The organism is Telluria sp. AZSoR62 (assembly GCF_058111565.1).
In genome coordinates, this window is sequence record NZ_JBYTST010000002.1 from 343,197 (window position 1) to 366,480 (window position 23,284).

Sequence of the window (23,284 nt, forward strand, 5' to 3'; positions counted from 1 at the left end):
TCACGCTTCGAGCAGCGCCAGCAGGCCCGCTTCGTCGAGCACGGTGACGCCGAGTTCTTCCGCCTTGGCCAGCTTGCTGCCTGCCTCGGCGCCGGCGACGACGTAAGAGGTCTTCTTCGATACCGAACCGGATACCTTGCCGCCCGCCGCCTCGATCAGGGCGCCGGCCGCATCGCGGCTCAGCGTCGGCAAGGTGCCGGTCAGCACGAAGGTCTTGCCGGTGAAGCGGCCTTCAAGCTGCGGCGCTTCCTCGGGCAGTTGCGCCAGCAGTTCGGACCGCAGTTGCGCCAGCGCGGCCACGCGTTCGCGGTTGCCCGGCGCCGCCATCCACTCTTCCAGCGCGCCGGCGACCGTCGCCGGCAGGCCGAACACGTTGAATACGTTCAGGTGGCCCAGCGACTCCAGGGTCTGGCCGGCGGCCAGCAGCTGGCGCGCGCGCGGCTCGGTGAGCTTGGGGATGCCGAGCGCCGCCAGCAGGTTGATTTCGTCGAGCTTCTCGCGCAAGGCCGGCTTGGGGGGATGCTCGCCCTGCGGCGCGACCCCGGCCGCCAACAGCGCATTGATGGCCTGCTGGTTTTTTTCTTCCGCAAAGAATTCGGCGATGGCGTCGGCCACGGTGCCGCCGATATCGGGCAGCACACGCAGCAGCGCGCTCGGCGCCTGGCGCACCAGGTCGAAGCGGCCCAGCCAGTCGGCCAGGGTCTTGGCGGTCGATTCGCCCACATGGCGGATGCCCAGCGCGAACAGCAGGCGCTCCAGCGGCGGGTGCTTGCTGGCGGCGATTGCCTCCAACAGGTTGTCGGCCCATTTGGTGGCGACCTTGCCGTTCTTGACGGTTTCAGGAGTGGTGCCTTCGCGCTCGTCGGCCAGGCGCTTCATGGCCAGCAGGTCGTCCAGCGTCAGCTTGTACAGGTCGGCCACGCCGTGGATCAGGCTGCATTCGACCAGGCTGTCGATATAGCGGTCGCCCAGGCCTTCGATGTCCATCATGCGCCGGCCCGCGAAGTGACGGATCGCTTCCTTGCGCTGGGCCGCGCAGCTCAGGCCCCCGGAGCAGCGGGCGATCGCCTCGCCCTCTTCGCGCACCACGTGCGAGCCGCACACCGGGCAGGTTTTCGGCAAGACGTAGCGCAGCGGCTCGGGCGTGGGGCGGCGCTCCAGCACCACCGACAGCACCTCGGGAATCACGTCGCCGGCGCGGCGCACGACCACGGTGTCGCCCACGCGCACGTCCTTGCGCAGCACTTCGTCTTCGTTGTGCAGGGTCGCATTGGTGACGGTGACGCCGCCGACCGACACCGGCACGAGCCGCGCCACCGGCGTGATGGCGCCGGTGCGGCCCACCTGCACGTCGATCGCGGTGACTTCGGTCAGCGCTTCCTCGGCCGGGAACTTGTGGGCCAGTGCAAAGCGCGGCGCACGCGAGACAAAGCCCAGCTGCGCCTGGTCGGCCACGCGGTCGACCTTGTAGACCACGCCGTCGATTTCATACGGCAGGCTGCTGCGGCGCTCGCCGATCTCGCGGTAAAAGCCGAGCAGGCCGTCGCGGCCAGTGACCACGGCGCGCTCTTTCGCCACCGGCAGGCCCAGGCGGTCGAACCAGTCGAGCACTCCGGAATGGGTCTCCGGCAGCTCGGCGCCTTCCAGCAGGCCGATGCCGTAGGCAAAAAAGCGCAGCTTGCGCTGGGCGGTGATGCGCGCATCCAGCTGGCGCAGGCTGCCCGCCGCCGCATTGCGCGGATTGGCGAATTCTTTTTGCCCGGCCTCGCGCTGGCGCGCGTTCAGGCTGGCGAAATCGCCCTTGAACATCAGGATTTCGCCGCGCACTTCCAGCACGGCGGGGATGTCCTTGCCATGCAGGCGCAGCGGGATCACGCGCACGGTGCGGATATTCGCGGTCACGTCCTCGCCCGTATAACCGTCGCCGCGGGTCGCGGCCTGCACGAACATGCCGTTCTCGTAGCGCAGGCTGATCGCCAGGCCGTCGAATTTCAGTTCGGCGTTATACGCCACCTGCTTCGCTTCCAGGCCTTCCCTCACACGCCGGTCGAAGTTGTCGACGTCGTCAATCTCGAAGCCGTTGTTCAGCGAGAGCATCGGCACCGAGTGGGTCACCTGCTTGAACTCGGGGATGGGCGCCGCGCCGACGCGGAAGGTCGGCGAATCGTTGGTCACCGCCGCCGGGTGCGCCAGCTCGAGCTCCTGCAGCTCGCGGAACATGCGGTCGTACTCGGCGTCGGGAATGGTCGGCGCATCGAGCACGTGGTAGTTGTAGATGTGGCGGTTCAGTTCCTCGACCAGCCACGCCATCCGCGCCAGCGGGTCGGCCTGCTTCGTCACGCTCGTCGTCACGCTCATCGGGGCCCTGGCCTTATACGAACAGGCGCAAGGCGCGGGTAGAGCCGGCCGGGATGTCCGCCGCTTCCATCTCCTGGTAGAACTCCCCTACCTGGCCCTTGATCTCGTCCAGCGCTTCGTCCGACAGCGGCTGCTCGAAGTCGTCGACGATGGTGGCGTCCAGGCGCTGCACCAGCTCCTTGGCGCACTTGACCATGGCGCCGAAGCCGTCGCGGGCCGGGGCCACGCAGGGCACGTCCAGCAGCAGGGTCAGGCGGTTGGTCGCGTCCGCGCCCAGCGTGACATTGGTCGACAGCGTGAACAGCACGCCACCTGGATTGCCATCGGCGCGGTCGGGCATCGAGAAGCGGCCGTCCGGGCGCACATCGAAGCCCTGCTTCTCGAGCGCCCCGATCAGGGTCGCGATCGGCCAGGCTTCGCCATTGGCCGCCAGGTTCACGCCCAGCTGGGCGTCGTGACCGGCGACAAAGCGGTGCAGCGTGCGCGCTTCACTCATCACTTCGATCATGTCCGGCACTTCCGGCTCGGCGCCGATTTCGTCGGCCACCGCGCGCAGGCGGGTCACGAGCTCGGAATACTCGATTTCGTTCAGGGCCGTGGTGCGGGTGGCCATCTGCACGCCGGCCTGCAGCTTGGTGTAGACACCGCCATGGACGATCGGCTCCCAGTCGCCACTGACGGCAAAGCCGATGTAGTGGATCGGCTTGTTGCCGACCCGGCGCAGCTTTTGCAGCGCCGGCAGGATCTTGTCGCCGCGCACCGCGCCTTCGAAGTTCAGCGGGATCAGGCAGTCGATCAGCGGATCGACCAGGCTTTCGGCCAGTTCGGCCGGCGGGGTGTTCGGGAGCGTGCCTGGCAGCGGCGCCACCGGCGCGGTCGAGGCGGCGGCATAGCTCGCGGCAGGGGCTACGGGCGCAGCTGCGAAAGACGGGCCATCGGCAGGCGGCGCGCTGCGGCCAGGCACGGACAACTCGGGATCGACGTCCAGCGGCGCCAGCGGCGTTTCCGCGCCGAGGTCGAGCACCGGCTCCTGGCGCTCGACGGCGGTCTCGCCGCTGCGCATCAGGACGTCGTCGTGGTCCGAGGCAAAGGCGCGTTCCACGCTCTTGCGGGCCTTGTACTCCTGCCACTTGTTGTAAGAGATGACGCCGACGACGAAAACGCCGCCCGCTGCGATCAGGCTCATTTGGAAATCAGTCATGCTGCTTGTGCCTCAGTAGCGAAGTTCGCGGCGGACTCCATGTCCACCGCCACGATGCGCGATACGCCCTGCTCCTGCATCGTCACACCGATCAGTTGGTTGGCCATCTCCATCGCAATCTTGTTATGCGAGATGAAGAGGAATTGGGTATGTTCGGACATGCGCTTGACCATGCGGCAGAAGCGCTCGGTATTGGCATCGTCCAGCGGCGCGTCCACCTCGTCCAGCAGGCAGAATGGCGCCGGGTTCAGGCGGAACATCGAAAACACCAGCGCGGTGGCGGTCAGCGCCTTTTCCCCGCCCGAGAGCAGGTGGATGGTCGCGTTCTTCTTGCCGGGCGGCTGGGCCATCACCTGCACGCCGGAGTCCAGGATCTCGTCGCCGGTCATCACCAGCTTGGCGTTGCCGCCCCCAAACAGGATCGGGAACAGTTCCGAGAAATGGGTGTTGACCCGGTCGAAGGTGTCCTGCAGCAGGTCGCGCGTCTCGCGGTCGATGCGGTGGATGGCGTCTTCCAGCGTAGCGATGGCTTCCTGCAAATCGTTGTTCTGCGAGTCGAGGTAGCGCTTGCGCTCGGTGGCCTGGGCCAGCTCGTCCACCGCCGCCAGGTTGACCGCGCCCAGCGAGGCGATGGCATTGGTCAGGCGCGTGACCTCGCCCTGCAGGTATTGGGGCTTGAGGTCCGGGTTGAGCTTTTCCGCGAGCAGCGCTTCGTCGGCGCCGGTGGAGGCCAGCGCCTCGGCGAACTGCTCCTGGTTCAGGCGCGCGGCCTGCTCCTTGAGCTGCATCTCGGTAATACGGTCGCGCTGCGGTTGCAGACTGCGCTCGTTGCCCATGCGCGCTTCCTCGGCCTGGCGCAGCTGCAGCGCGATCTGGTCGAGTTCATGGCGCGCGTCCGACAACGCCCGCTCCTGGGTGCTGCGCCGGTCCAGCAGTTCCTGCAGGCCCTCGTGGGCGGTGCCCGCCTCCAGCGCTTCGAGTTCGAGCTTGCCGGCCCCCAGGCTGGCGCCCACCTGCTCGGCCTGCCCGCTGGCGGTGGCGATGCTGCGGCGCAGCTCTTCGATCTTGCTGCGCTGCGCGCGCTCGGCGAATTGCGCCTCTTGCGCGCTGCGCTCCAGGTCGCGCAGCTTCTGGCGCGCATCCGCCAGCGCCTGCTCCTTGTCCAGGAAGGCGGTCTGGCCGTCTTCGTGCGCGCCCTGCAGTTCGGCCAGTTCCATGTCGAGCTGCTCGAATTCCTGTTCGGCGTGCGCCGCCGCCTCGCGCTGCTCGGCTTCCTGGGCGGCGATTTCATTCAGGTCGGCCGCGATCTGGCCGCTGCGCTGGTTGAAGCGCGCTTCGATCTCGCTTTGCTTGAGCACTTCGATCTGCAGCGCGTGCACCTCGCGCTGCAGCTGGGCGGAGCGCTGGCGCGCATCCTGGAGGCGGCGGGTCAGTTCGCTGACGGCGGCGTCGGCGCGGGTGGCGCGGCTGCGCGCTTCGTCCGCCAGCAGGGCTTGGGCGCGCAGCTGCTTGCCGGTATTGTCGATGTCGTGCTGGCGCGCCAGCATGCCGTCCTGTTCGGCGTCCGGGGCGTGGAAGCGCACGCTCGACTGCGTGACCAGGTGGCCCTGGCGCGTGACGAAACTGCCGCCCTGCGGCAGGCGCGCGCGCATGCCAAGCGCCTCGGCGGCGTCCTGCGCCACGTAGACGTGGTGCAGCCAGTCGTTCAGGACCCCGCGCACGCCGGGATCGTTCAGGCGCAGCAGGCTGGCAAACGGTTTCAGGCCTTGGGGGTCGTCGATCGCGGCAGGCGCCGATGGCGCCGGCGAATACAGGGCCAGGCGCGCCGGCGGCGCGTCGCCGAAGAAGCCGTTGGCCCAGTCCAGGTTCGACATTTCCAGCGCACCGGCGCGCTCGCGCAGCACGGCTTCCAGCGCGGTTTCCCAGCCTTCTTCGACGTCGAGCTTTTGCCACAGCCGCGGCAGGCCGCTCAGCTCATGCTTTTCCAGCCAGGGCTGGACCTTGCCCTGGGTTTGCACGCGGTCCTGCATCTGGCGCAGCGCTGCCAGGCGGGCATCGAGCTTGGCGCTGGCAGAGGACTCCTGCTGGACCTGGGCGTGGGCTTCGCGGCGCTCGGCTTCCACTGCTTCCTGGCGCGATGACGCGTCGTCCAGCAGCATGGTCTGCTCTTCGAGCGCCATCTGCTTTTCTTCCAGCTGCATCCGGAGATTGTCGAGCGTGGCGCCGTCGGGCAGGTTCAGGGTGGTGCGTTCCTGCTGCAGGCGCTCGCGCCGGGCCGCCAGGCTGCTGAGAATGCCGGCGGCGTTGCGCTGGTGGGCGCTGGCCAGCTCGATACGCTGCTGCACGCCCATGATGCGGGCGCGCGATTCGTTGGAGCGCTCCTGGCTCTCGCGCCATGCCGTTTCCAGCTCGGGCACGCGCTCCCCGTGCGCTTCCACCGCCATCTGGGCCGCTTCGGCGCGCGCGCCGAGTTCTTCCAGCGTGAACTCGGCTTCTTCGAGCTGCTCCTGGTATTCCTGGCGCTGCGCCAGCCACTGGTCACGCTGCGCGGTAAGCGTGCCGAGCTGGTTCTGCAGGCGGGTGCGCGACTCGACCACGAACTTGATCTGCGCTTCCAGGCTGCCGATCTCGGAATTGGTCTGGTACAGGGCGCCTTGAGCCGTGTGCAGGCGATCGCCCGTGGCGAAGTGGGACTGGCGCAGGTGCTCAAGGTCGAGCTCCACGCTGCGCAGCTTCGCGGTCTGGGCTTCGAGCTCGGTTTGCGCTTCTTCCATCTCGCGGAAATAGCGCAGCTGCTCGGCTTTCGCCTCGTTCTTGCGCAGCAGCCAGAGCAGCTTCTGCTTTTCTTCCTGGTCCGCTTGCAACTGGTGGAAGCGGTTGGCCACCACGGCCTGGGCTTCGAGCTTTTCCAGGTTGGCGTTGAGCTCGCGCAGGATGTCCTCGACCCGCAGCAGGTTCTCGCGCGTGTCGGACAGCCGGTTCTCGGTCTCGCGGCGGCGCTCCTTGTACTTCGATACGCCGGCCGCTTCCTCGAGGAAGACGCGCAGCTCTTCCGGGCGCGACTCGATGATGCGCGAGATCATGCCCTGGCCGATGATGGCGTAGGCGCGCGGACCGAGCCCGGTGCCGAGGAAGATGTCCTGGATGTCGCGCCGGCGTACCGGCTGGCCATTGATGTAATAGGTGGAGGTGCCGTCGCGCGTGAGGGTGCGCTTGACCGCGATCTCGGCGTACTGGCCCCACTGCCCCGCGGCCTTGCCGTCGCTGTTGTCGAATACCAGTTCCACCGAGGCGCGGCCCGAGGGCTTGCGGTAGGTGGAGCCGTTGAAGATCACGTCCTGCATCGACTCGCCGCGCAGCTCGGAGGCCTTGGATTCGCCCAGCACCCAGCGCACGGCGTCGATGATGTTCGACTTGCCGCAGCCGTTCGGGCCGACCACGCCGACCAGCTGGCCGGGCACCTGGAAATTGGTGGGATCGACAAAAGACTTGAATCCCGACAATTTGATGGAAGAGAGGCGCACGTTGCTTCGGTGGCTAATGAGTCGTCAAAGACCGCATCATACCATCTGTTGCTTGCATTTCGGCCAAGATGCAAGCTTGTGAACACGGCAATTGTTTGCCTTCCCCGTCAGCCGGCACGCTCGGCGTGCATCGGGTCGTTCATGGCGGCTTCGCCGGCGGCCTGGGTCAGCACCCGGCCGACCACGCCGTCCGGCGCCAGCACCCGGATGCTGCCGGTGCGGAAGGACTCGAGCAGGCGCTCGGCCGGCAGCGAAAACGCTTCCTGGCGGCCCGTCCCGGAGAAGATGAACAGGGTGCGCAGCGGGCTGACCCAGGCCAGTTTCACCTTGCGCACGCCGCCCGCCCCCGTGAATTCGACGCGCATGCCGCGCTCCAGGCTGGCCAGGGTGGCGGCGGCCGGATCCAGTGCGGCGTCGTCTTCTTCTTCCTGCGCGCTGGCCTGCTCGACGGCGATGCGGCGCAGCGCGTCCTGCTGGGCCGCTTCCACCGCCAGCTCCAGCTGGCGCTCGGGCGAGAGCTCGATCGGGGCGCGCACGATGGTCGCGTGGCATTCGGCCAGCTCGGCGAAGAATTGCAGGCGCTCGGCATCCTGCCATTTGACGGCATCCAGCCATTTGTTCAGGGTGGTGAGCAAACCCGGGAGGCGCGCGATCAGGGCCTTGCGCCCTTCCTGGGTGGCCTTGGGCTTGACGCTCCAGACCAGGTCGTCCATGGCGCGGGTGGCGTTGTCGACCGCGCCAGGTTTACTGTCCTCGATGGTGTAGGCCAGCGTGAGCACCGGGGTCCAGCGCTGTTCCAGGAAGGTGCCGACCACGGCAACCAGGTCGTCCCCGGCCAAACGCAGCGCCACGGCCTTCTTTGCCGAGCGGCTGGCGGCGGCCTGCTTTTCCTGGCGCGTGGCCTGGGCGATCGGTCCGGCGATCGCGGCCTGCTGGGCGTGCTCGCGCTCGGCGATGCTCGCTTCCAGGTCGGCCACGGCGGCGGCGAAGACGACGGCGCTGCCGTCGGGCTGCGCTTCGCGCCGCACTTTCTCCACGCTGCTGCGCATCGCGCGGAAGACCGGATCGTCCGGGCTGCCCGGCTGTTCCCAGCCGACGTTCGACAGCAGGTCGAGCATGCGCCGCGCCGGATGCGTCTCCTCGAAGAAGAAGCTGCGGTCGTGCAGCGCGGCCTTGAGCACCGGCACCTGCAGGAAGGCGATCAGCTCGCGCGTCTCTTTCGGGATGGCTTCGTCCAGCAGCACCGCTTCGAAGATGCGCGAGAGGAGGTCGAGCGTGGTTTCGTCGCCGCGCGACAGGCTGCCCTGGGGCAGGCTTTGCTTCAGGCGCGGCAGGTAGAACACCTCGTGCGCGGGCGCGCCCTCCCCGCCTGCCACGCCCGGCTGGCCCACCGCCTGGAAGCCCGCGGCGAATTGTTCGAGCATGCCGATCAGGGGCGCCGGCAGCGCCGCATGCGCAACGCCGGCCGGGTGCGCCGATCCCGCCGGCGCCATCGTGGCCGCGTGGGGCGCGACCTGGCCAGGCGCCGGCGCGGCGAAACCGGCTGCCGGCGACGATGTCGATGGCGATGCGGCGCCGGCGGCAAAGCCGGCCGCGCCGCTCGGGCGCCAGCCGCCGCTGCCCTGCGGCAGGTTGGCGATCAACGGGATATCAAGCCCGGCACCTTCGGCAGCGCCGAACAGCTGGCGCAGCTGCTGCGAGACGGCGGCGTCGCGCCTTGCCCGTGCGGCCCGGGCGCTGGCGCTGTCGTCGGTCTTGGCAAAGCGCTCGGCCGCGTTGCTTCCTGCGCGTACCGGCTTGAGCTTGTCGTTCAGGGCGCCCAGCAGCGGCCCGAGCTCGAACACCAGGCCGGGGCGCAGCAAGGGCATCACGAGGCCGTGCGCCTGCGGGTCGGGCTCGAATTCGCACCAGGCTTGCTGGATTGCGCGCAGGAAGACTTCGGGGCGGAAGGGATTGTGCGCCGCGCGCACCAGTTCGCGTCCCAGCAGCATGCCCAGGCGCACGCCCAGGCTGGCCAGGGCTTCGGAATGCGCCAGGTCGAACGGGCGGCTCGTGGATGCAAAGGCGAGCTGGCTGTCGACTTCTTCCAGCGGCACCAGACTCAGGGTCAAGGGCGCGGCTGCCGGGGGCTTGAGACCGGGCGCCAGCTGGGCAACTTCCCGTGCCAACGCCAGCTCGATGGCGGTCGAAGCCAGGTGCACGAAGGCATAGGCATTATCCTTGAGCAGGTTGCCCGAGCGGACACGGAGGCCCGCCTGCTGTGGATCGGGCCCGGCCGTGGTCATGTCGAGCAACGCCGCCACCATGCGGGTGGCCATGTCCTTCAGTGCCTCGGCGGCCTGGCGCGCCGCGATACCCACGAGCTCGTCCAGCGTCGCCTGCTGCGTGGCGGCCTTGCGGACGGCGGATGTCTGGGCAATCGGGCTGGACATGGGGTCGGGGATGGGAGTGTTCCCGCATTTTGCCACAACATTTCTAACTAGCAACTAAAAACTTGCTATTCGGCCCGGATCTATCGGGTATGTCGTCTCCTCCCGACAAATCTGTGGGTAAATAATGTCTTGAGAATGTCGGAGGCTGTCCTACACTGGATCACGCTGTGATCCGATACCGATCGTCCGGACCGACACGCATGATGGGTCGACCGGAATTGCTGCGGTATCGATCCGCAGCTCGGCAATCAGGTATTTTTCCCACATTGAAAGGACATCTCCATGGCCTCGAATCAAGGAAAGAAGGGCTCGCGTTCGGGCTCCCAGAGTGGCAGCCAGCAAAGCAGTAACAGCGCAGGCGGCAGCAGTGGCAGCAAGCAGTCCGGTTCGGGCTCGGGTTCGGCATCGGGCAGCGGCAGCGGCACCCGTGGAGGCACGCCGGAGCAGCACGCGGAAGCCGGCCGCCAGAGCCACAAGAACGACAAGAAGCGCTAGGTCGGACAAGCCTGGCTGGGGCAGGCCCTCAACTGCCCGAGCCAGCGACAGACCCCGCCCGCCGTCAAGCGACGGCGGGCTTTTCTTTGGGCTCAGATATTACGCAGGACGGCGCCCTTGGGCGGCTTGAAGTCGGCGATGTCGTGCACCAGCCCCGCCGCCTTGGCGTCGCGCGAATTCAGGTGCAGGTCGGAGTACTGGTGAATGGCCCACTGCTCGGGGGTGAGCTCGACCGATTTGCGCAGCAGCGACTCGGTGCGCGCGTCGTCGGCGCGCAGGCCTTCGACGATGATGTTCAGTGCGTCCGGCCGCGAACCGGGCGAGGCCGTCGCATGCGACTTGTGCACCATGAAGCGCGCCGTCTCGCTGCAATAGCGCCGGGTCCCGGCCAGGAACAGGGTGACCGCGATCGAGGCCACCGCCCCGCCGTTGTACATCACGAAGGTGATCGGGGAATTGGCCAGAAAATTATGCAGGCACAGGCCGTCGCTGACATAGCCGCCGTTCGACTGCACCATCACATGCGCCGTCTCGATGCCGTCCTCGGTCATGGAGGCTACCGCTTCGAACACGCGGTGCACCATGTCGCTGTTGACGTCCCCGGACAGCGTGAACCAGGCTTCCTTCGGTCCTTGCGCTTTGGCTTCGCTCATAGTCTTTTCCCACTGCAAAGTATGTGGAGACAGTGTAGCAAAACACGTGCGAACCCCACGCCTGCCCCGCCCCAATAGTGCGCAGCAATACTTTGCAGCAAGCTTTCAAGCCTGCCGGGCAGCCCTCCTTCGGTTGACAGCAAACCAAGGCTGGCATATTCTCCACAGTCTTGACCAGGAGAGCGCAGGCCCACCTGCCGCCGAAGGGGCACTACCCACAAACTCTCAGGCAAACGGACTGGTCAAGGGGCAGCAGCGCATGGCGCGGCCGGCCCAACTCTGGAGAGCGGCCGCTGCCATTGCAGGCGGCCCACCGAAGGGGCAGGCGGCTATGCTGCTATCTCTCAGGTACCAAGGACAGAGGGGACCCAAGCACCCACCAGGCGTGCCCGTACCCCTATTACTGTCCCGAGGATTCCATGACGCTCAAAGCGACCCCGCTCAACTCCGCACACCGCGCCCTTGGCGCCAAGATGGTCGACTTCGGCGGCTGGGACATGCCGGTCAACTACGGTTCCCAGATCGAAGAACACCATGCCGTGCGTACCGATGCAGGCATGTTCGACGTCTCGCACATGTGCGTGGTGGACCTCAAGGGCGCCAATGTGCGCGCGTTTCTCCGCGGCCTGCTGGCCAACAACGTCGACAAGCTGCAAATTCCCGGCAAGGCCCTCTACTCCTGCATGCTCAACCCAGAAGGCGGCGTGATCGACGACCTGATCGTCTATTACTTTACCGAAGACTGGTTCCGCCTAGTGGTCAATGCCGGTACCGCCGAGAAGGACGTGGCCTGGATGAACCAGCAGAACGAGGCCACTGGCAGCGGCGTCACGATCACCCAGCGCCGGGATGGCAACGACCCGATCGCCCTGATCGCCGTGCAGGGCCCGAACGCCCGCGCCAAGGTATGGCAGGTGCTGCCGACCACTCAGGCCGCTTCCGAGCCCCTCAAGCCTTTCAATGTCGTGATCGTGCCGGATACCGAATTCGGCGAAGTCATGGTGGCGCGCACCGGCTACACCGGCGAAGACGGTTTCGAGGTCGGCGTATCGGCTGCGAACGTGGAAGCGCTGTGGAATGCGTTTGTCGCCGCCGGCATCAAGCCGGCTGGCCTGGGCGCGCGCGATACGCTGCGCCTGGAAGCGGGCATGAACCTGTACGGCCAGGACATGGACGACAGCGTCAACCCACTGGACGCCGGCCTGGCATGGACCATCGACCTGGTCTCGGAGCGCGACTTCATCGGCAAGGCAGCCCTGCTGGCCAAGGGCCAGAACGCCCAGTACGTCGGCCTGATCCTGCGCGAGAAAGGCGGCATCCTGCGCGCCCACCAGAAAGTGATCGCGGCCTCCGGCAACGCGGGCGAGATCACCAGCGGCACCTTCAGCCCGAGCATGCAGCAGGCCATTGCGCTGGCGCGCGTGCCGATGGACGTGGCCGTCGGCGATTCCGTCCATGTCGAGATCCGCGACAAGAAGCTGCTGGCAACCGTGGTGAAGCTGCCGTTCGTGCGCAACGGCAAAGTCCTCGCAGCCTGAAAACAAGAATTGTTATACTGACCGCCTTACCTACTGGAGCTTTTACATGAACATTCCAACCGACCTGAAATACACCGATTCCCACGAGTGGGTGCGCCGCGAGGCTGACGGCACCGTGACCGTCGGCATCACCGAATACGCGCAGGATGCACTGGGCGACATCGTGTTCGTCGAACTGCCGCAGGTCGGCAAGGCCTTCACCGCCGGCGCCGACGCCGCGGTGGTCGAGTCGGTCAAGGCCGCCAGCGACATCTACGCACCGGTCGCCGGTACCGTTACGGCAGTGAACCAGTCGGTCGCCGATGCGCCGGACTCGATCAACTCGGACGCCTTCGGCGCCTGGCTGTTCAAGCTGCAGCCGTCGGACGCCGGCGCGATCGACAAGCTGCTCAGCGCCGACGACTACGCCAAGGCGACCGGCAACTGATGTGAACCGGGTGCGCCCCGCGCGCACCCGCCGCTGTCCCTTGCAAGTGCACTAGCAGACCTCATCTCTCCTACCCCGGCGCTGTCGCAGCGCCAGCTCTTCTCCTGGCCCCTACCATGACCCGCACCAGCCTTACCCAACTCGAAGCGCGCGATTCCTTCATTCCACGCCACATCGGCCCGACCGACGCCGAACAGGCATCGATGCTGTCGACGCTCGGCTACGCCACCCGCGCCGACCTGATCGACGCGATCGTACCGGCCAACATCCGCACCAAAGCGACACTGAATTTGGGCCAGTTCGTCGAGCCGCGCTCGGAAGAACAGGCGCTTGCTACGTTGAAAGCGCTGGCGTCGAAGAACAAGGTCATGAAGTCGATGATCGGCCAGGGCTACTACGGCACCCACACGCCGAAAGTCATCCTGCGCAACATCTTCGAGAACCCGGCCTGGTACACCGCCTATACGCCTTACCAGCCGGAGATCTCGCAGGGCCGCCTGGAAGCGATCCTGAACTTCCAGCAGATGATCACCGACATGACCGGCATGGGCATCGCCAACTCGTCGATGCTGGACGAAGGTACGGCCGCCGCCGAAGCGATGACGCTGCTCCAGCGCGTCGGCAAGTCGCCTTCGAAAGTGTTCTACGTGGCCGACGACGTGCTGCCGCAGACCCTGGAAGTGGTGCGCACCCGCGCCGAGCCGATCGGCGTGGAAGTGCGCGTCATCTCCGCAGCCGAGATCGAAAAGCTGGAAGAATCGTGCTTCGGCGTGCTGCTGCAATACCCGGGCGTGAACGGCGAAGTGCGCGACTACCGCGCCGCCGTCGAGCACCTGCACGCTGCCGGCGCCATGGTGGTGGTCGCCGCCGACCTGCTGGCCTTGACCATGCTGGCCGCACCGGGCGAATGGGGCGCCGACGTGGTCGTCGGTAACAGCCAGCGCTTCGGCGTGCCGCTCGGTTTCGGCGGCCCGCACGCCGGCTACCTGGCTACCCGCGACGAATTCAAGCGCAGCATGGCCGGCCGCCTGGTCGGCGTCACGGTCGACGCCCAGGGCAACCAGGCCTACCGCCTGGCCCTGCAGACCCGCGAGCAGCACATCCGCCGCGAAAAGGCCACCTCGAACATCTGTACCGCCCAGGTGCTGCTGGCCGTGATGGCCGGCATGTACGCGGTCTACCACGGACCTGAAGGCCTCCAGCGCATCGCGCGCCGCGTGCACCGCCAGGCCGCGATCCTGGCCACCGGCCTGAAGCAGCTCGGCATGGACGTGGTCAACCAGACCTTCTTCGACACCCTGACGGTTGCTACCCCTGACGCCGAGGCGCTGGTGGCTGCAGCCGCCGAACAGGGCATCAACCTGCGCCGCATCGACGCAGGCCACGTCGGCATCTCGCTGGACGAAACCACCACCCGCGACGACCTGGCCGTGCTGTTCTCGGTCTTCGGCAAGAACAAGTCGGTGGACATCGACGCCCTGGACGCGGACGCCCAGGACGCCTACCCGGCCGCGCTGGCACGCACCTCGGCTTACCTCACCCACCCGACCTTCCACCGCTACCACGCCGAGCACGAGATGCTGCGCTACCTGCGTTCGCTGGCCGACAAGGACCTGGCGCTGGACCGCACCATGATCCCGCTCGGTTCGTGCACCATGAAGCTCAACGCGACCTCGGAAATGATCCCGGTCACCTGGCCCGAGTTCTCCAGCATCCACCCGTTCGCCCCAGAAGACCAGACCGTCGGCTACCGCGAGATGATCGACCAGCTGGAGGCCATGCTGTGCGCGGCCACCGGCTACGCCGCGATCTCGCTGCAGCCGAACGCCGGCTCGCAGGGCGAATACGCGGGCCTGCTGGTGATCCAGAAATACCATCAGTCGCGCGGCGAAGGACACCGCAACATCTGCCTGATCCCGTCCTCGGCGCACGGCACCAACCCGGCATCGGCCAGCATGGTCGGCATGCAGGTGGTGGTCACCGCCTGCGACGAGAACGGCAACGTCGACCTGGCCGACCTGCGCGCCAAGGCCGAGCAGCACAGCGCCAACCTGGCCTGCGTGATGGTCACCTATCCGTCCACCCACGGCGTGTTCGAGGAAGGCATCAAGGAACTGTGCGAGATCGTCCACTCGCACGGCGGCCAGGTGTATGTCGACGGCGCCAACATGAATGCGATGGTCGGCGTGGCCGCACCGGGCGCCTTCGGGGGCGACGTCAGCCACCTGAACCTGCACAAGACCTTCTGCATCCCGCACGGCGGCGGCGGTCCTGGCGTGGGCCCGATCGGTGTCGGCGCCCACCTGGCGCCCTTCCTGCCGAACCAGCTCTCGACCGGCTACGTGCGCAACGAAGCGGGCATCGGCGCGGTCAGCGCCGCGGCCTATGGCTCGGCCTCGATCCTGCCGATCTCGTGGATGTACATCGCGATGATGGGCGCCGAAGGCCTCACGGCTGCGACCGAAGTGGCGATCCTGAACGCCAACTACATCGCGCGCCGCCTGGCCCCGCACTATCCTGTGCTGTACACCGGCCACGACGGCCTGGTCGCGCACGAGTGCATCATCGACCTGCGCCCGCTGCAGGACAAGACCGGTATCTCGAACGAAGACGTGGCCAAGCGCCTGATGGACTTCGGCTTCCACGCCCCGACCATGAGCTTCCCGGTACCGGGCACGCTCATGATCGAGCCGACCGAGTCGGAATCGAAGGCGGAGCTGGACCGTTTCATCGAAGCGATGATCACCATCCATGCCGAGATCGTGAAGGTCGAGCGCGGCGAGTACGACAAGATGGACAATCCGCTCAAGGGCGCGCCGCACACGGCCGAGGTGGTCACTGCCGACGAGTGGCAGCACACCTACACCCGCGAAGTGGCGGCCTTCCCGGTGGCGTCGCTGCGCAAGAAGAAGTACTGGCCGCCGGTCGGCCGCGCCGACAATGTGTACGGCGACCGCAACCTGTTCTGCGGTTGCGCGCCGATCAGCGACTACGAGTGATCGATTGGTAGGCTAGCAGTTCATTTGCGGCTCGAAGCGAGCCGCAAATGCGAGCGCTCGTGAAGGCGGCGCTCCCTGGGCAGATCCCGCGTCGGGGTCAACCGGGGGGCGCCGCTTTCCTTTTTCGGCGGAGCTGCCGGCGCAGTGTCCGATTCGTCCAGGCGGAAGGCCGCCACGGTGCGCGACAGCGACAGCGCCTGCATCTGCAGGGTGCGGGCCGCGGCGGCTGCTTCCTCGACCAGCGCGCAGTTCTGCTTGGTCACCTCGTCCATCCGCACGATCGCCTGGTTGACCTGGGCCAGTTCGCTCGCCTGCCCCGCGCTGGCGCTCTTGATGCCGCCCACCAGGTCTTCCATCTTCCTGACCGAGGTGGCCACGTCCTGCATGCTGCTGCCGGCGTCCAGCGCCCATTCCGTGCAGCCCTCGATCTCGGCCACCGAACGCGCGGCCAGTTCGCGCATCTCGCGCGCGGCGCCGGCGGCGCGCTGGGCCAGCGCCCTGACCTCGCCGGCCGCATCGGCGAACGCGCGGCCGCCCGGCCCACCCCTGGCCGCTTCCAGCGCGGCATTGAGCGCCAGCGTGCCCGCTTCGCTGGCAAAGGCGTCGATCACGCCGGCCACCTCCGCCGCGCGCAGCGCGCCTTCCCGCACCGTCGCCATCGTGGCCGCCATGCGCTCGACCGTCATCCCGCCCTCGCGCGCGCTGCTGGACGCCGCCTGCGCCAGCCGGTTGGCGGCCAGCGCGCTGCTGGCCGTGTTCGAGACCGTCTCGGCCAGCTCCTGCATCGAAGCCGCCGTGTCTTCCAGCGAGCGGCTGCGGAATGCCGCCCGGCTATGCATGCTAAGGCGCCCCAGGCTGATGTCGCGCGAGGTATTGCCGATGGTGCGCGCCGACTCCAGCACCGTGCGCAGCGTGCCGTTGAGGTTGCGGATTCCCGCATCCAGGGCGCGCGAGGTCTCGCCGATCTCGTCCTCGCCGTAGTCGCGCTGCCCGATGGTCAGGTCGCCGCTGGCCAGGCCCAGCGCCGCGGCGCCGATGCCGCGCACTTCAAGCAGCAGCACGCGGCGCACCGCCATCGTGATCGCCAGCGACACCCCGACCGCCAGCAGGATCACCACCGGCATCAGGCCGGCCGTCACGCGAAAATCGGCAGCGGCGCTGTGCGAGGCCTGTTCCGACAGGTCGCGCTCGAGCCGGGCCAGCGCGGCCATGCGCTCGGCCATGACGGCAAAGGCGGCTTCCGGCTTGATCATGGCGTTGGCGCCGATGGTCTGGTCGGCGTGCGCCAGCTCGACCACCTCGCGCGTCGCGCGTACGTAGACGCGGTGGGCGTGCCGGGCCTGCTCGACGTGGCGCCGCTCGGCGCCGCCGCTTGGGGTCATGCGCGCCAGGTCGGCAAACGAACGCTCGATCGCCGCGTTCTGGCGATGGATCTGGGTGATCAGGAGGTCGATGCGGGGGCGCGAAAAACTGCTGCTGATCCAGGTGAGTAGCTTGTAGGTATCGGCGTGGACGCGCTGGGCCTGGGCCACCAGCTCGGTCGTGCTGCGCAGCTGCACCGCGCGCGGCCCGACGATGGTTTGCAGTGACTGGTGCTGGCGCACCATCGCGTAATAGGCGCCGCTCGAGAGCACGATCAGCAGCAGCAGGACCACGCCGGGCGCCAGCAGCAGCTTGGGGCCGATCTTCAATCGCGACAGCATGGGTCAGGCCGCCTGGGAAGAATGTCGATGGATTTGCATGCTGCCTCCCTGAATTGAACCGTACTTAATTTCCTAAGCGCATTGAACGAATCTACGCGGTTCAAAACTGCGCCAGTTTGCGGTGGCGCATGCCGGCCCAAGTCTTTGGATGCGCGCAACACCCATGGGCCCGGGTGCGATCAAGACTTGTCGTTTAATACAGTTGTAAGTGTGGGTTTGTATCCTTGGCCGACCAGCTCGACCACAACCATGAAGGGGACGCGCATGAAAGCCAACAGCATTGTCTTCGGTGCGGCATTGCTTGCCGCCGCCGGCGCGCAGGCGCAACTGGCGCCGGCGCCGGAGGAGCCGGAACCAGCGCTGGAAGCGCAAGCCGGACGCTTCGGGCCGCTGGCCGCCGGCTTCAAGCGCTATTCGCCCCTGTACGGCGGCAACGAGTCGGCCAATCCGAACGACCGCGTGTTCCAGGGTTTCCGCACCGATCCGAGGCTGGTGCTCGGGCTTGCCCTCAATGAGTATCTGTCGCTGGAAGCGGGCTATGCGCACTTGCGCGACAAAGGCTTCCACAAGATCGAGCCTGGCGCCATGGAGTCCGCAGCCGCCGCCGGGGCACTGGGCGCCCTTAGCCATACCACCTACCTCGCCGCCAGGGTCACGCTGCCTATCAGCGAGCGCCTGAGCGCCTACGGCAAGCTGGGCCTCGCGCACAGCCAGGTGACCAACGACGGCCTGCTGCCGCCGCAACGGGTGCGGCCGGTCGCGCCATCGGCATTCAAGGGCGAGTCCGGCACCGGCGCCTACGGCGCGGTCGGCGCGAACTACCGGCTCGACAAGCGCACCACGATCACCGGCGAGGCGCGCTTCAATGGCAGCGCCGCCAAGTTCGGCAACGCGAGCAATGCCAGCGGCCTGCGGGGCAGCGTCGGGATAGGCTTCTGATAGAAAAACGCCGGCACGAAGGCCGGCGTTGTCTGGATGCTGAAGCTTAGGCCAGCTTGGCCGCGTGCTCGCGGGTCGCGTGGAAGGTCAGCTTCGGCCAGCGCTCCTGGGTCAGGCGCAGGTTCACGCCCGACGTGGCCAGGAAGGCCAGGTTGCCGGCCGCATCGTAGGCGACCTGGTGGCCGAGCTGGTTCTCGAAGTCGGCGAGGGACTTCTTGTCCTCGCTCGAGACCCAGCGCGCGCTGCTGATGCTGCTGCTCTCGAACACGGCGTCCACGCCGTATTCATTGAGCAGGCGGCTGGCCACGACTTCGAACTGCAGCACGCCGACCGCGCCGAGGATCAGGTCCGAACCCAGCACCGGCTTGAACACCTGCACCGCGCCTTCTTCGCCCAGCTGCTGCAGGCCCTTGTGGAGCTGCTTGACCTTGAGCGGATTGCGGATGCGCACGGTGCGGAACAGGTCCGGCGCAAAATACGGGATGCCTGTAAAGGTGAGCATCTCGCCTTCCGAGAAGCTGTCGCCGATCTGCATGTTGCCGTGGTTGGGCAGGCCGATGATGTCGCCGGCATAGGCTTCTTCGACCTGCTCGCGGCTCGAGGCCATGAAGGTCACCACCGAAGACAGCTTGACGTCGCGGCCAAGGCGCAGGTGCTTGACCTTCATGCCCTTCTCGAACCGGCCCGAGCACACGCGCAGGAAAGCGATGCGGTCGCGGTGGGCCGGGTCCATGTTGGCCTGGATCTTGAAGACGAAACCGGAGAACTTCGGCTCTTCCGGCTCCACGGCGCGCACGGTGGCGTCGCGTTCGCGCGGGGCCGGGGCCCAGTCGACCAGGGCCGACAGGATCTCGCGCACGCCGAAGTTGTTGATGGCCGAGCCGAAGAACACCGGAGTCTGCACGCCCGACAGGAAGCGCTCCAGGTCGAACACGTGCGAGGCGCCGTGCACCAGCTCCACTTCCATCTTCAGCTGCTCGATCTCGAGCGGGAACATCTCGGCCAGCTTCGGGTTGTCGATGCCCTTGACGATCTCGAAGGCGCCGTCGGCTTTCTCCTCGCCCGCCTTGAACAGCATGATCTCGTCCTTGAGCAGGTGGTACACGCCGCGGAAGTTCTTGCCCATGCCGATCGGCCAGGTGACCGGCGCGCATTCGATCTTCAGCACCGACTCGACTTCGTCGAGCAGCTCGAGCGGATCGCGGGTCTCGCGGTCCATCTTGTTCATGAAGGTCACGATCGGGGTGTCGCGCATGCGGCACACGCCCAGCAGCTTGATGGTCTGCTCCTCCACGCCCTTGGCCGCGTCGATCACCATCAGCGCCGAGTCGACCGCGGTCAGCACGCGGTAGGTGTCTTCAGAAAAGTCCTGGTGGCCTGGGGTGTCGAGCAGGTTGACCACGTGGTCGCGGAACTCGAACTGCATTACCGAGGAGGCAACGGAAATGCCGCGCTGCTTCTCGATGTCCATCCAGTCCGACGTCGCATGCCGGCCGCTCTTGCGGCCCTTGACGGTGCCGGCCAGCTGGATCGCGCCCGAGAACAGCAGCAGTTTTTCCGTCAGCGTGGTTTTACCCGCATCCGGGTGGGAAATGATGCCGAAGGTGCGCCGGCGTGCGACTTCGCGCGCGATCACGGCGGCAGGCTTGGCTGCGGCGGCGCCGTCTGGGGATTCGGGAAGGGTTACTGCGGTATCGGATGCCATGGTCTCGGCCAAAAGGATTGATGCAAAACCGGCGATTTTACCGGGTCTGGGCGCCCTTGTGTGGACGGCCGGCCTCATCTCGACCTCCCTGCCGTGCCACTGTCAGCATTTTGTCAGCATAGATTCAGCAAATTGACAGGTTAAGTGTTTATACTGGGCAACATTCATTGCAGCTCACAAGGCGATCCCATGCATTCTTACCTTTCCCGGCGCCAGCGCGGCTTCACGCTGATCGAGCTCATGGTGACGGTCGCCATCGTCGGCATCCTGCTGTCGATCGCCTACCCGGCCTACGGCCAGTACCTCGTGCGCAGCAACCGCAGCGCGGCCCAGAGCTACCTGATGGAGCTGGCCCAGGCCCAGGTCCAGTACATGGCCGATACCCGCAGCTATGCCGCCAGCGTGGACGACCTGTCGCTGCCGGTACCGGATGCGGTGTCGAGCAAGTACGAGGTCGAGATCGCCCTCGAGGACGGTCCGCCGCAATCCTTCGTCATCACCGCCACCCCGATCGAGAACACCATCCAGGAGGAAGACGGCGAGCTGTCCGTCAATCAGGCCGGCACCCGTCTGCCGGGCGACAAATGGTAAGCGCCGCGCTGCCGCGCCAGCGCGGCCTGACCCTGGTCGAACTGATGACGGTGCTGGCCGTGCTGGCGATCCTGGCCGCGCTGGCCGGCCCCGCCTATGGCGAACTGACCGCCACCATGCGCGCGCGCAGCATCAGCTCCGACCTGTACACCGCGCTGAACCGGGCCCGCAGCGAAGCCATCAAGCACAATGCCGCCGTGACCCTGGCGCCGGCCGCGGCGGGCGGCTGGCAGCAAGGCTGGCGCATCGCCTCCCCGGACGACGCCGACCAGCTGCTGGACGACTATCCGGCCGTGCCCGGCGCCGTGATCGAAGGCCCGGCCAATGTGGTCTACCTGCCCAACGGCCGCGTGCGCGGCGCCGACCTGCCCACCTTCGACATCGGCATCCAGGACAGCGACGAGTCGCGCTGCGTGTCGGTGGACCTGTCCGGCCGCCCGGCCCAATCCAGCGCCGCCTGCCCGACGCCATGACAGCGCCCTTCACCTTCCGCCGCCAGCAAGGCGCCAGCATGCTGGAAGTGCTGATCGCGATGGTCGTGGTCGCCTTCGGCCTGCTGGGCCTGGCGGCTTTCCAGACCAAGGCCCACATCGGCTCGATCGAGTCCTACCAGCGTGCCCAGGCCTCGGTGCTGCTGCAGGACATGCAGTCCAGGCTGAGCGGCAATAGCGCCAATGCGGCCGCGTATGTCACGGCCGAGCCGCTGGGAACAAACGACGACCTCGATGCCGACTGCGCCACCCTGGCCGGCAGCGCGCGCGACCTGTGCGAATGGAGCGCGGCGCTCAAGGGCGCAGGCGAGCAGCGCGAAGACGGCGGCGGCAATGCCGGCGCCATGGAAGGCGCGCGCGGCTGCGTGACGCAAGTGCGCGCAATGAACGACGCGGCGGGTGTGTGCACCCCTGCCGTCTACCTTGTGACGGTCGCCTGGCAGGGCCTGCACCCGACCCGCGCCCCGGTCCAGGAATGCGGCCGCGGCGAGTACGGCGAGGACACCCACCGCCGCGCCGTCTCGGCGCGCGTGGCCGTCGGCCTGCCCGGCTGCACCTGAGGAACAGCATGCGACCACCTATCCCTTCCCTGCGCCGCGCGCGCGGTTTTTCGCTGGCCGAACTCATGATCGGCATGGCAATCGGCCTGGCCATCCTGGCCGGCCTGTCGCTGATGTTCGTCAAGAACACCCGCGCACAGGGCGAAATCGACAAGGCCCATCGCCAGGTCGAAAACGGCCGCTTCGCGCTCGACACCCTCTCGATCGACCTGCGCAATGCCGGCTACTTTGCCGAATTCGACCCCAGCGTGCTGCCCTCCCCGGCCGCGTTGCCGCGCGCCTGCGCCGCCACCCTGGACGATCTCAAGGCCGGCCTGGTGCTGCCGGTGCAAGGCCTGGACAACAGTGCCGACGGGCTGGATTGCCTGGACGACGTGCGCGAAGGAACCGACGTGCTGGTGGTGCGCCGCACCGCGACCTGCATCGCCGGCGTCGGCGACTGCCCTGCGGCGGCGGCCGGCGGCCCCTTCTTCCAGGCTTCGCTGTGCAGCAACCCGAGCGAACTGGATTCGCCCAACGTCACCGATTTCTACGCATTGAGCCTGACGAACGCGAGTGCGAACCTGAACCGCCACGGGCGCAACTGCACCCAGGTCGCAGGCAGCGGCACGCCGGCCGCGGTGCGGCACTACCGCACGCATATCTACTTCATCGCCAACAACAACGTCGACGGCGACGGCATTCCGACCCTCAAGCGCGCCGAACTGGGCAGCAGCGCCACCGCGCCGACCTGGAGCATCGTGCCGCTGGCCGAGGGCATCGAGCAGATGCAGTTCGAATACGGCCTCGACCTGGCCGAGGACGGCGCACCCGATGCCACCTCGGCCGACCCGGCCACTGCCAACGGCTGCGCCGCCGCCGCATGCGCCGTGGCGAACTGGCGCAGCGTGGTGGCGGTGCGCCTGCATCTGCTGGCGCGCAATACCCAGGCCACGCCCGGGTATGTCGACACCAAATCCTACTCGCTCGGCCTGAAGGCCGACGGCAGCGACAACACCGTCGACGCCGCCGAGGACGCCCATAAACGCCACGTATTCCAGTCGCAGGTGGCGCTGCCCAACCCGGCCGGACGGAGAACGCCATGATGCCCATGCGCCGCGAACGCGGCATTACCCTCGTCACCGCGCTGATCATGCTGGTGCTGCTGACCCTGGTGGCGCTGACCACCTTCAACGTCGGCAAGTCCAACATGCAGATCGTCAGCAACATGCAGCTGCGCGACGAATCCGCCGCCGCGGCGCGCGAAGTGATCGAAGAAGCCCTCAGCACGACGCGCTTTTCGCAAACGCCCGACTTCGTGCTGAACAACCCCTGCAACGGCGAGGCCAACCATCGCTGCGTGGACAGCAACGGCGACGGCACCGACGACGTCAAGGTCGCGATCGCTCCACGCCCGAAATGCGTCAAGGCCCCGGTCATCAAGAACACGGCGCTCGACCTGGCCCGTAACGAAGACCGCGTGTGCAGCATGGGCAGCGCGCAAAGCTTCGGCGTGGTCGGCTCGGTCGACGGCAATTCGGCCTGCGCCGACAGCATCTGGGAAATCCCCGCGGTCGCGACCGACATGGAAACCGACGCCAGCGTCGAAGTCACCCAGGGCGTGGCCGTCCGGGTCGCACGCGACGACGTCGCCAACAACTGCCCCTCCAACTGATCCGAAGGACTTCG

The 23,284-nt window shown here is 67.2% G+C and carries 17 protein-coding genes and 2 riboswitches; of the genes, 10 read left to right on the plus strand and 7 right to left on the minus strand.

What is annotated here, in order from left to right; translation table 11 throughout:
* The 4 genes from ligA to AC3XQU_RS04880 form a co-directional block, all read right to left on the minus strand.
* A complete protein-coding gene (gene ligA / locus AC3XQU_RS04865; protein ID WP_489873015.1) occupies positions 1-2,358 on the minus strand; it encodes an NAD-dependent DNA ligase LigA in 2,358 nt (785 codons plus the stop codon).
* A 13-nt stretch (positions 2,359-2,371) separates the two neighbouring features.
* Complete coding sequence (locus AC3XQU_RS04870; protein ID WP_489873016.1) at positions 2,372-3,559, minus strand: cell division protein ZipA C-terminal FtsZ-binding domain-containing protein; 1,188 nt, start codon at positions 3,557-3,559, stop codon at positions 2,372-2,374.
* Positions 3,556-7,083 (minus strand): chromosome segregation protein SMC, encoded by a 3,528-nt coding sequence (gene smc, locus AC3XQU_RS04875; RefSeq protein WP_489873017.1) that lies wholly within the window; start codon positions 7,081-7,083, stop codon positions 3,556-3,558. The genes AC3XQU_RS04870 and smc overlap by 4 nt, the downstream gene beginning before the upstream one ends.
* Before the next feature lie 107 nt (positions 7,084-7,190).
* Positions 7,191-9,515, minus strand: a complete 2,325-nt coding sequence (locus AC3XQU_RS04880; protein WP_489873018.1) for a DUF1631 family protein — start codon at positions 9,513-9,515, stop codon at positions 7,191-7,193.
* A gap of 282 nt (positions 9,516-9,797) precedes the next feature.
* On the opposite strand from AC3XQU_RS04880, the gene AC3XQU_RS04885 reads away from it, so the two are divergent.
* Entirely contained in the window at positions 9,798-10,010 is a 213-nt protein-coding gene (locus AC3XQU_RS04885; protein WP_489873019.1) for a hypothetical protein, read from the plus strand.
* 92 nt (positions 10,011-10,102) lie between these two features.
* On the opposite strand, the gene AC3XQU_RS04890 is transcribed toward AC3XQU_RS04885, so the two are convergent.
* The gene (locus AC3XQU_RS04890) at positions 10,103-10,663 is read right to left on the minus strand and encodes an ATP-dependent Clp protease proteolytic subunit (RefSeq protein ID WP_489873020.1); all 561 of its coding nucleotides are present in this window, start codon (positions 10,661-10,663) and stop codon (positions 10,103-10,105) included.
* A 165-nt stretch (positions 10,664-10,828) separates the two neighbouring features.
* Positions 10,829-10,914, plus strand: a riboswitch (glycine riboswitch).
* 18 nt (positions 10,915-10,932) lie between these two features.
* Positions 10,933-11,034, plus strand: a riboswitch (glycine riboswitch).
* 48 nt (positions 11,035-11,082) lie between these two features.
* Here AC3XQU_RS04890 and gcvT point away from each other — a divergent pair.
* From gcvT to gcvP, 3 genes are all read left to right on the plus strand, one after another.
* Positions 11,083-12,201, plus strand: coding sequence for a glycine cleavage system aminomethyltransferase GcvT (gene gcvT, locus AC3XQU_RS04895; protein WP_489873021.1), 1,119 nt, complete (start codon positions 11,083-11,085; stop codon positions 12,199-12,201).
* 46 nt (positions 12,202-12,247) lie between these two features.
* Complete coding sequence (gene gcvH / locus AC3XQU_RS04900; RefSeq protein ID WP_489873022.1) at positions 12,248-12,628, plus strand: glycine cleavage system protein GcvH; 381 nt, start codon at positions 12,248-12,250, stop codon at positions 12,626-12,628.
* Positions 12,629-12,744: 116 nt separating this feature from the next.
* A complete protein-coding gene (gene gcvP / locus AC3XQU_RS04905; RefSeq protein ID WP_489873023.1) occupies positions 12,745-15,627 on the plus strand; it encodes an aminomethyl-transferring glycine dehydrogenase in 2,883 nt (960 codons plus the stop codon).
* 20 nt (positions 15,628-15,647) lie between these two features.
* Here gcvP and AC3XQU_RS04910 read toward each other — a convergent pair whose 3' ends face one another.
* The gene (locus AC3XQU_RS04910) at positions 15,648-17,330 is read right to left on the minus strand and encodes a methyl-accepting chemotaxis protein (protein ID WP_489873024.1); all 1,683 of its coding nucleotides are present in this window, start codon (positions 17,328-17,330) and stop codon (positions 15,648-15,650) included.
* A gap of 264 nt (positions 17,331-17,594) precedes the next feature.
* Here AC3XQU_RS04910 and AC3XQU_RS04915 point away from each other — a divergent pair, with 264 nt between their 5' ends.
* Positions 17,595-18,269 carry an outer membrane beta-barrel protein gene (locus AC3XQU_RS04915; protein WP_489873025.1) on the plus strand — a complete coding sequence of 225 codons (675 nt, stop codon included), beginning with the start codon at positions 17,595-17,597 and terminating at the stop codon, positions 18,267-18,269.
* A 46-nt stretch (positions 18,270-18,315) separates the two neighbouring features.
* On the opposite strand, the gene AC3XQU_RS04920 is transcribed toward AC3XQU_RS04915, so the two are convergent.
* Positions 18,316-19,974 (minus strand): peptide chain release factor 3, encoded by a 1,659-nt coding sequence (locus tag AC3XQU_RS04920; protein WP_489873026.1) that lies wholly within the window; start codon positions 19,972-19,974, stop codon positions 18,316-18,318.
* Positions 19,975-20,163: 189 nt separating this feature from the next.
* On the opposite strand from AC3XQU_RS04920, the gene AC3XQU_RS04925 reads away from it, so the two are divergent.
* Genes AC3XQU_RS04925 through AC3XQU_RS04945 form a run of 5 tightly spaced genes read left to right on the plus strand, consistent with a single transcriptional unit; the run spans position 20,164 to position 23,270 of the window.
* Positions 20,164-20,565, plus strand: a complete 402-nt coding sequence (locus AC3XQU_RS04925) for a type IV pilin protein (protein WP_489873027.1) — start codon at positions 20,164-20,166, stop codon at positions 20,563-20,565.
* Positions 20,559-21,038: a GspH/FimT family pseudopilin gene (locus AC3XQU_RS04930; RefSeq protein WP_489873028.1), complete on the plus strand. Its 480-nt coding sequence runs from the start codon at positions 20,559-20,561 to the stop codon at positions 21,036-21,038. Before AC3XQU_RS04925 ends, AC3XQU_RS04930 begins: the two co-directional genes overlap by 7 nt.
* Positions 21,035-21,616 carry a type IV pilus modification PilV family protein gene (locus tag AC3XQU_RS04935; protein WP_489873029.1) on the plus strand — a complete coding sequence of 194 codons (582 nt, stop codon included), beginning with the start codon at positions 21,035-21,037 and terminating at the stop codon, positions 21,614-21,616. Before AC3XQU_RS04930 ends, AC3XQU_RS04935 begins: the two co-directional genes overlap by 4 nt.
* An 8-nt stretch (positions 21,617-21,624) precedes the next feature.
* Positions 21,625-22,701 (plus strand): PilW family protein, encoded by a 1,077-nt coding sequence (locus AC3XQU_RS04940; protein ID WP_489873030.1) that lies wholly within the window; start codon positions 21,625-21,627, stop codon positions 22,699-22,701.
* Positions 22,698-23,270: a hypothetical protein gene (locus AC3XQU_RS04945; protein WP_489873031.1), complete on the plus strand. Its 573-nt coding sequence runs from the start codon at positions 22,698-22,700 to the stop codon at positions 23,268-23,270. Before AC3XQU_RS04940 ends, AC3XQU_RS04945 begins: the two co-directional genes overlap by 4 nt.
* Positions 23,271-23,284: the final 14 nt, after the last annotated feature.

Excerpts from the sequence above, each read along its gene's own strand:
- ligA (WP_489873015.1), bottom strand. The coding sequence starts at position 2,358 with ATGAGCGTGACGACGAGCGTGACGAAGCAGGCCGACCCGCTGGCGCGG.
- AC3XQU_RS04870 (WP_489873016.1), bottom strand. The coding sequence starts at position 3,559 with ATGACTGATTTCCAAATGAGCCTGATCGCAGCGGGCGGCGTTTTCGTC.
- AC3XQU_RS04880 (WP_489873018.1), bottom strand. The coding sequence starts at position 9,515 with ATGTCCAGCCCGATTGCCCAGACATCCGCCGTCCGCAAGGCCGCCACG.
- AC3XQU_RS04885 (WP_489873019.1), top strand. The coding sequence starts at position 9,798 with ATGGCCTCGAATCAAGGAAAGAAGGGCTCGCGTTCGGGCTCCCAGAGT.
- AC3XQU_RS04890 (WP_489873020.1), bottom strand. The coding sequence starts at position 10,663 with ATGAGCGAAGCCAAAGCGCAAGGACCGAAGGAAGCCTGGTTCACGCTG.
- gcvT (WP_489873021.1), top strand. The coding sequence starts at position 11,083 with ATGACGCTCAAAGCGACCCCGCTCAACTCCGCACACCGCGCCCTTGGC.
- gcvH (WP_489873022.1), top strand. The coding sequence starts at position 12,248 with ATGAACATTCCAACCGACCTGAAATACACCGATTCCCACGAGTGGGTG.
- gcvP (WP_489873023.1), top strand. The coding sequence starts at position 12,745 with ATGACCCGCACCAGCCTTACCCAACTCGAAGCGCGCGATTCCTTCATT.
- AC3XQU_RS04910 (WP_489873024.1), bottom strand. The coding sequence starts at position 17,330 with ATGCTGTCGCGATTGAAGATCGGCCCCAAGCTGCTGCTGGCGCCCGGC.
- AC3XQU_RS04915 (WP_489873025.1), top strand. The coding sequence starts at position 17,595 with ATGAAAGCCAACAGCATTGTCTTCGGTGCGGCATTGCTTGCCGCCGCC.
- AC3XQU_RS04920 (WP_489873026.1), bottom strand. The coding sequence starts at position 19,974 with ATGGCATCCGATACCGCAGTAACCCTTCCCGAATCCCCAGACGGCGCC.
- AC3XQU_RS04925 (WP_489873027.1), top strand. The coding sequence starts at position 20,164 with ATGCATTCTTACCTTTCCCGGCGCCAGCGCGGCTTCACGCTGATCGAG.
- AC3XQU_RS04930 (WP_489873028.1), top strand. The coding sequence starts at position 20,559 with ATGGTAAGCGCCGCGCTGCCGCGCCAGCGCGGCCTGACCCTGGTCGAA.
- AC3XQU_RS04935 (WP_489873029.1), top strand. The coding sequence starts at position 21,035 with ATGACAGCGCCCTTCACCTTCCGCCGCCAGCAAGGCGCCAGCATGCTG.
- AC3XQU_RS04940 (WP_489873030.1), top strand. The coding sequence starts at position 21,625 with ATGCGACCACCTATCCCTTCCCTGCGCCGCGCGCGCGGTTTTTCGCTG.
- AC3XQU_RS04945 (WP_489873031.1), top strand. The coding sequence starts at position 22,698 with ATGATGCCCATGCGCCGCGAACGCGGCATTACCCTCGTCACCGCGCTG.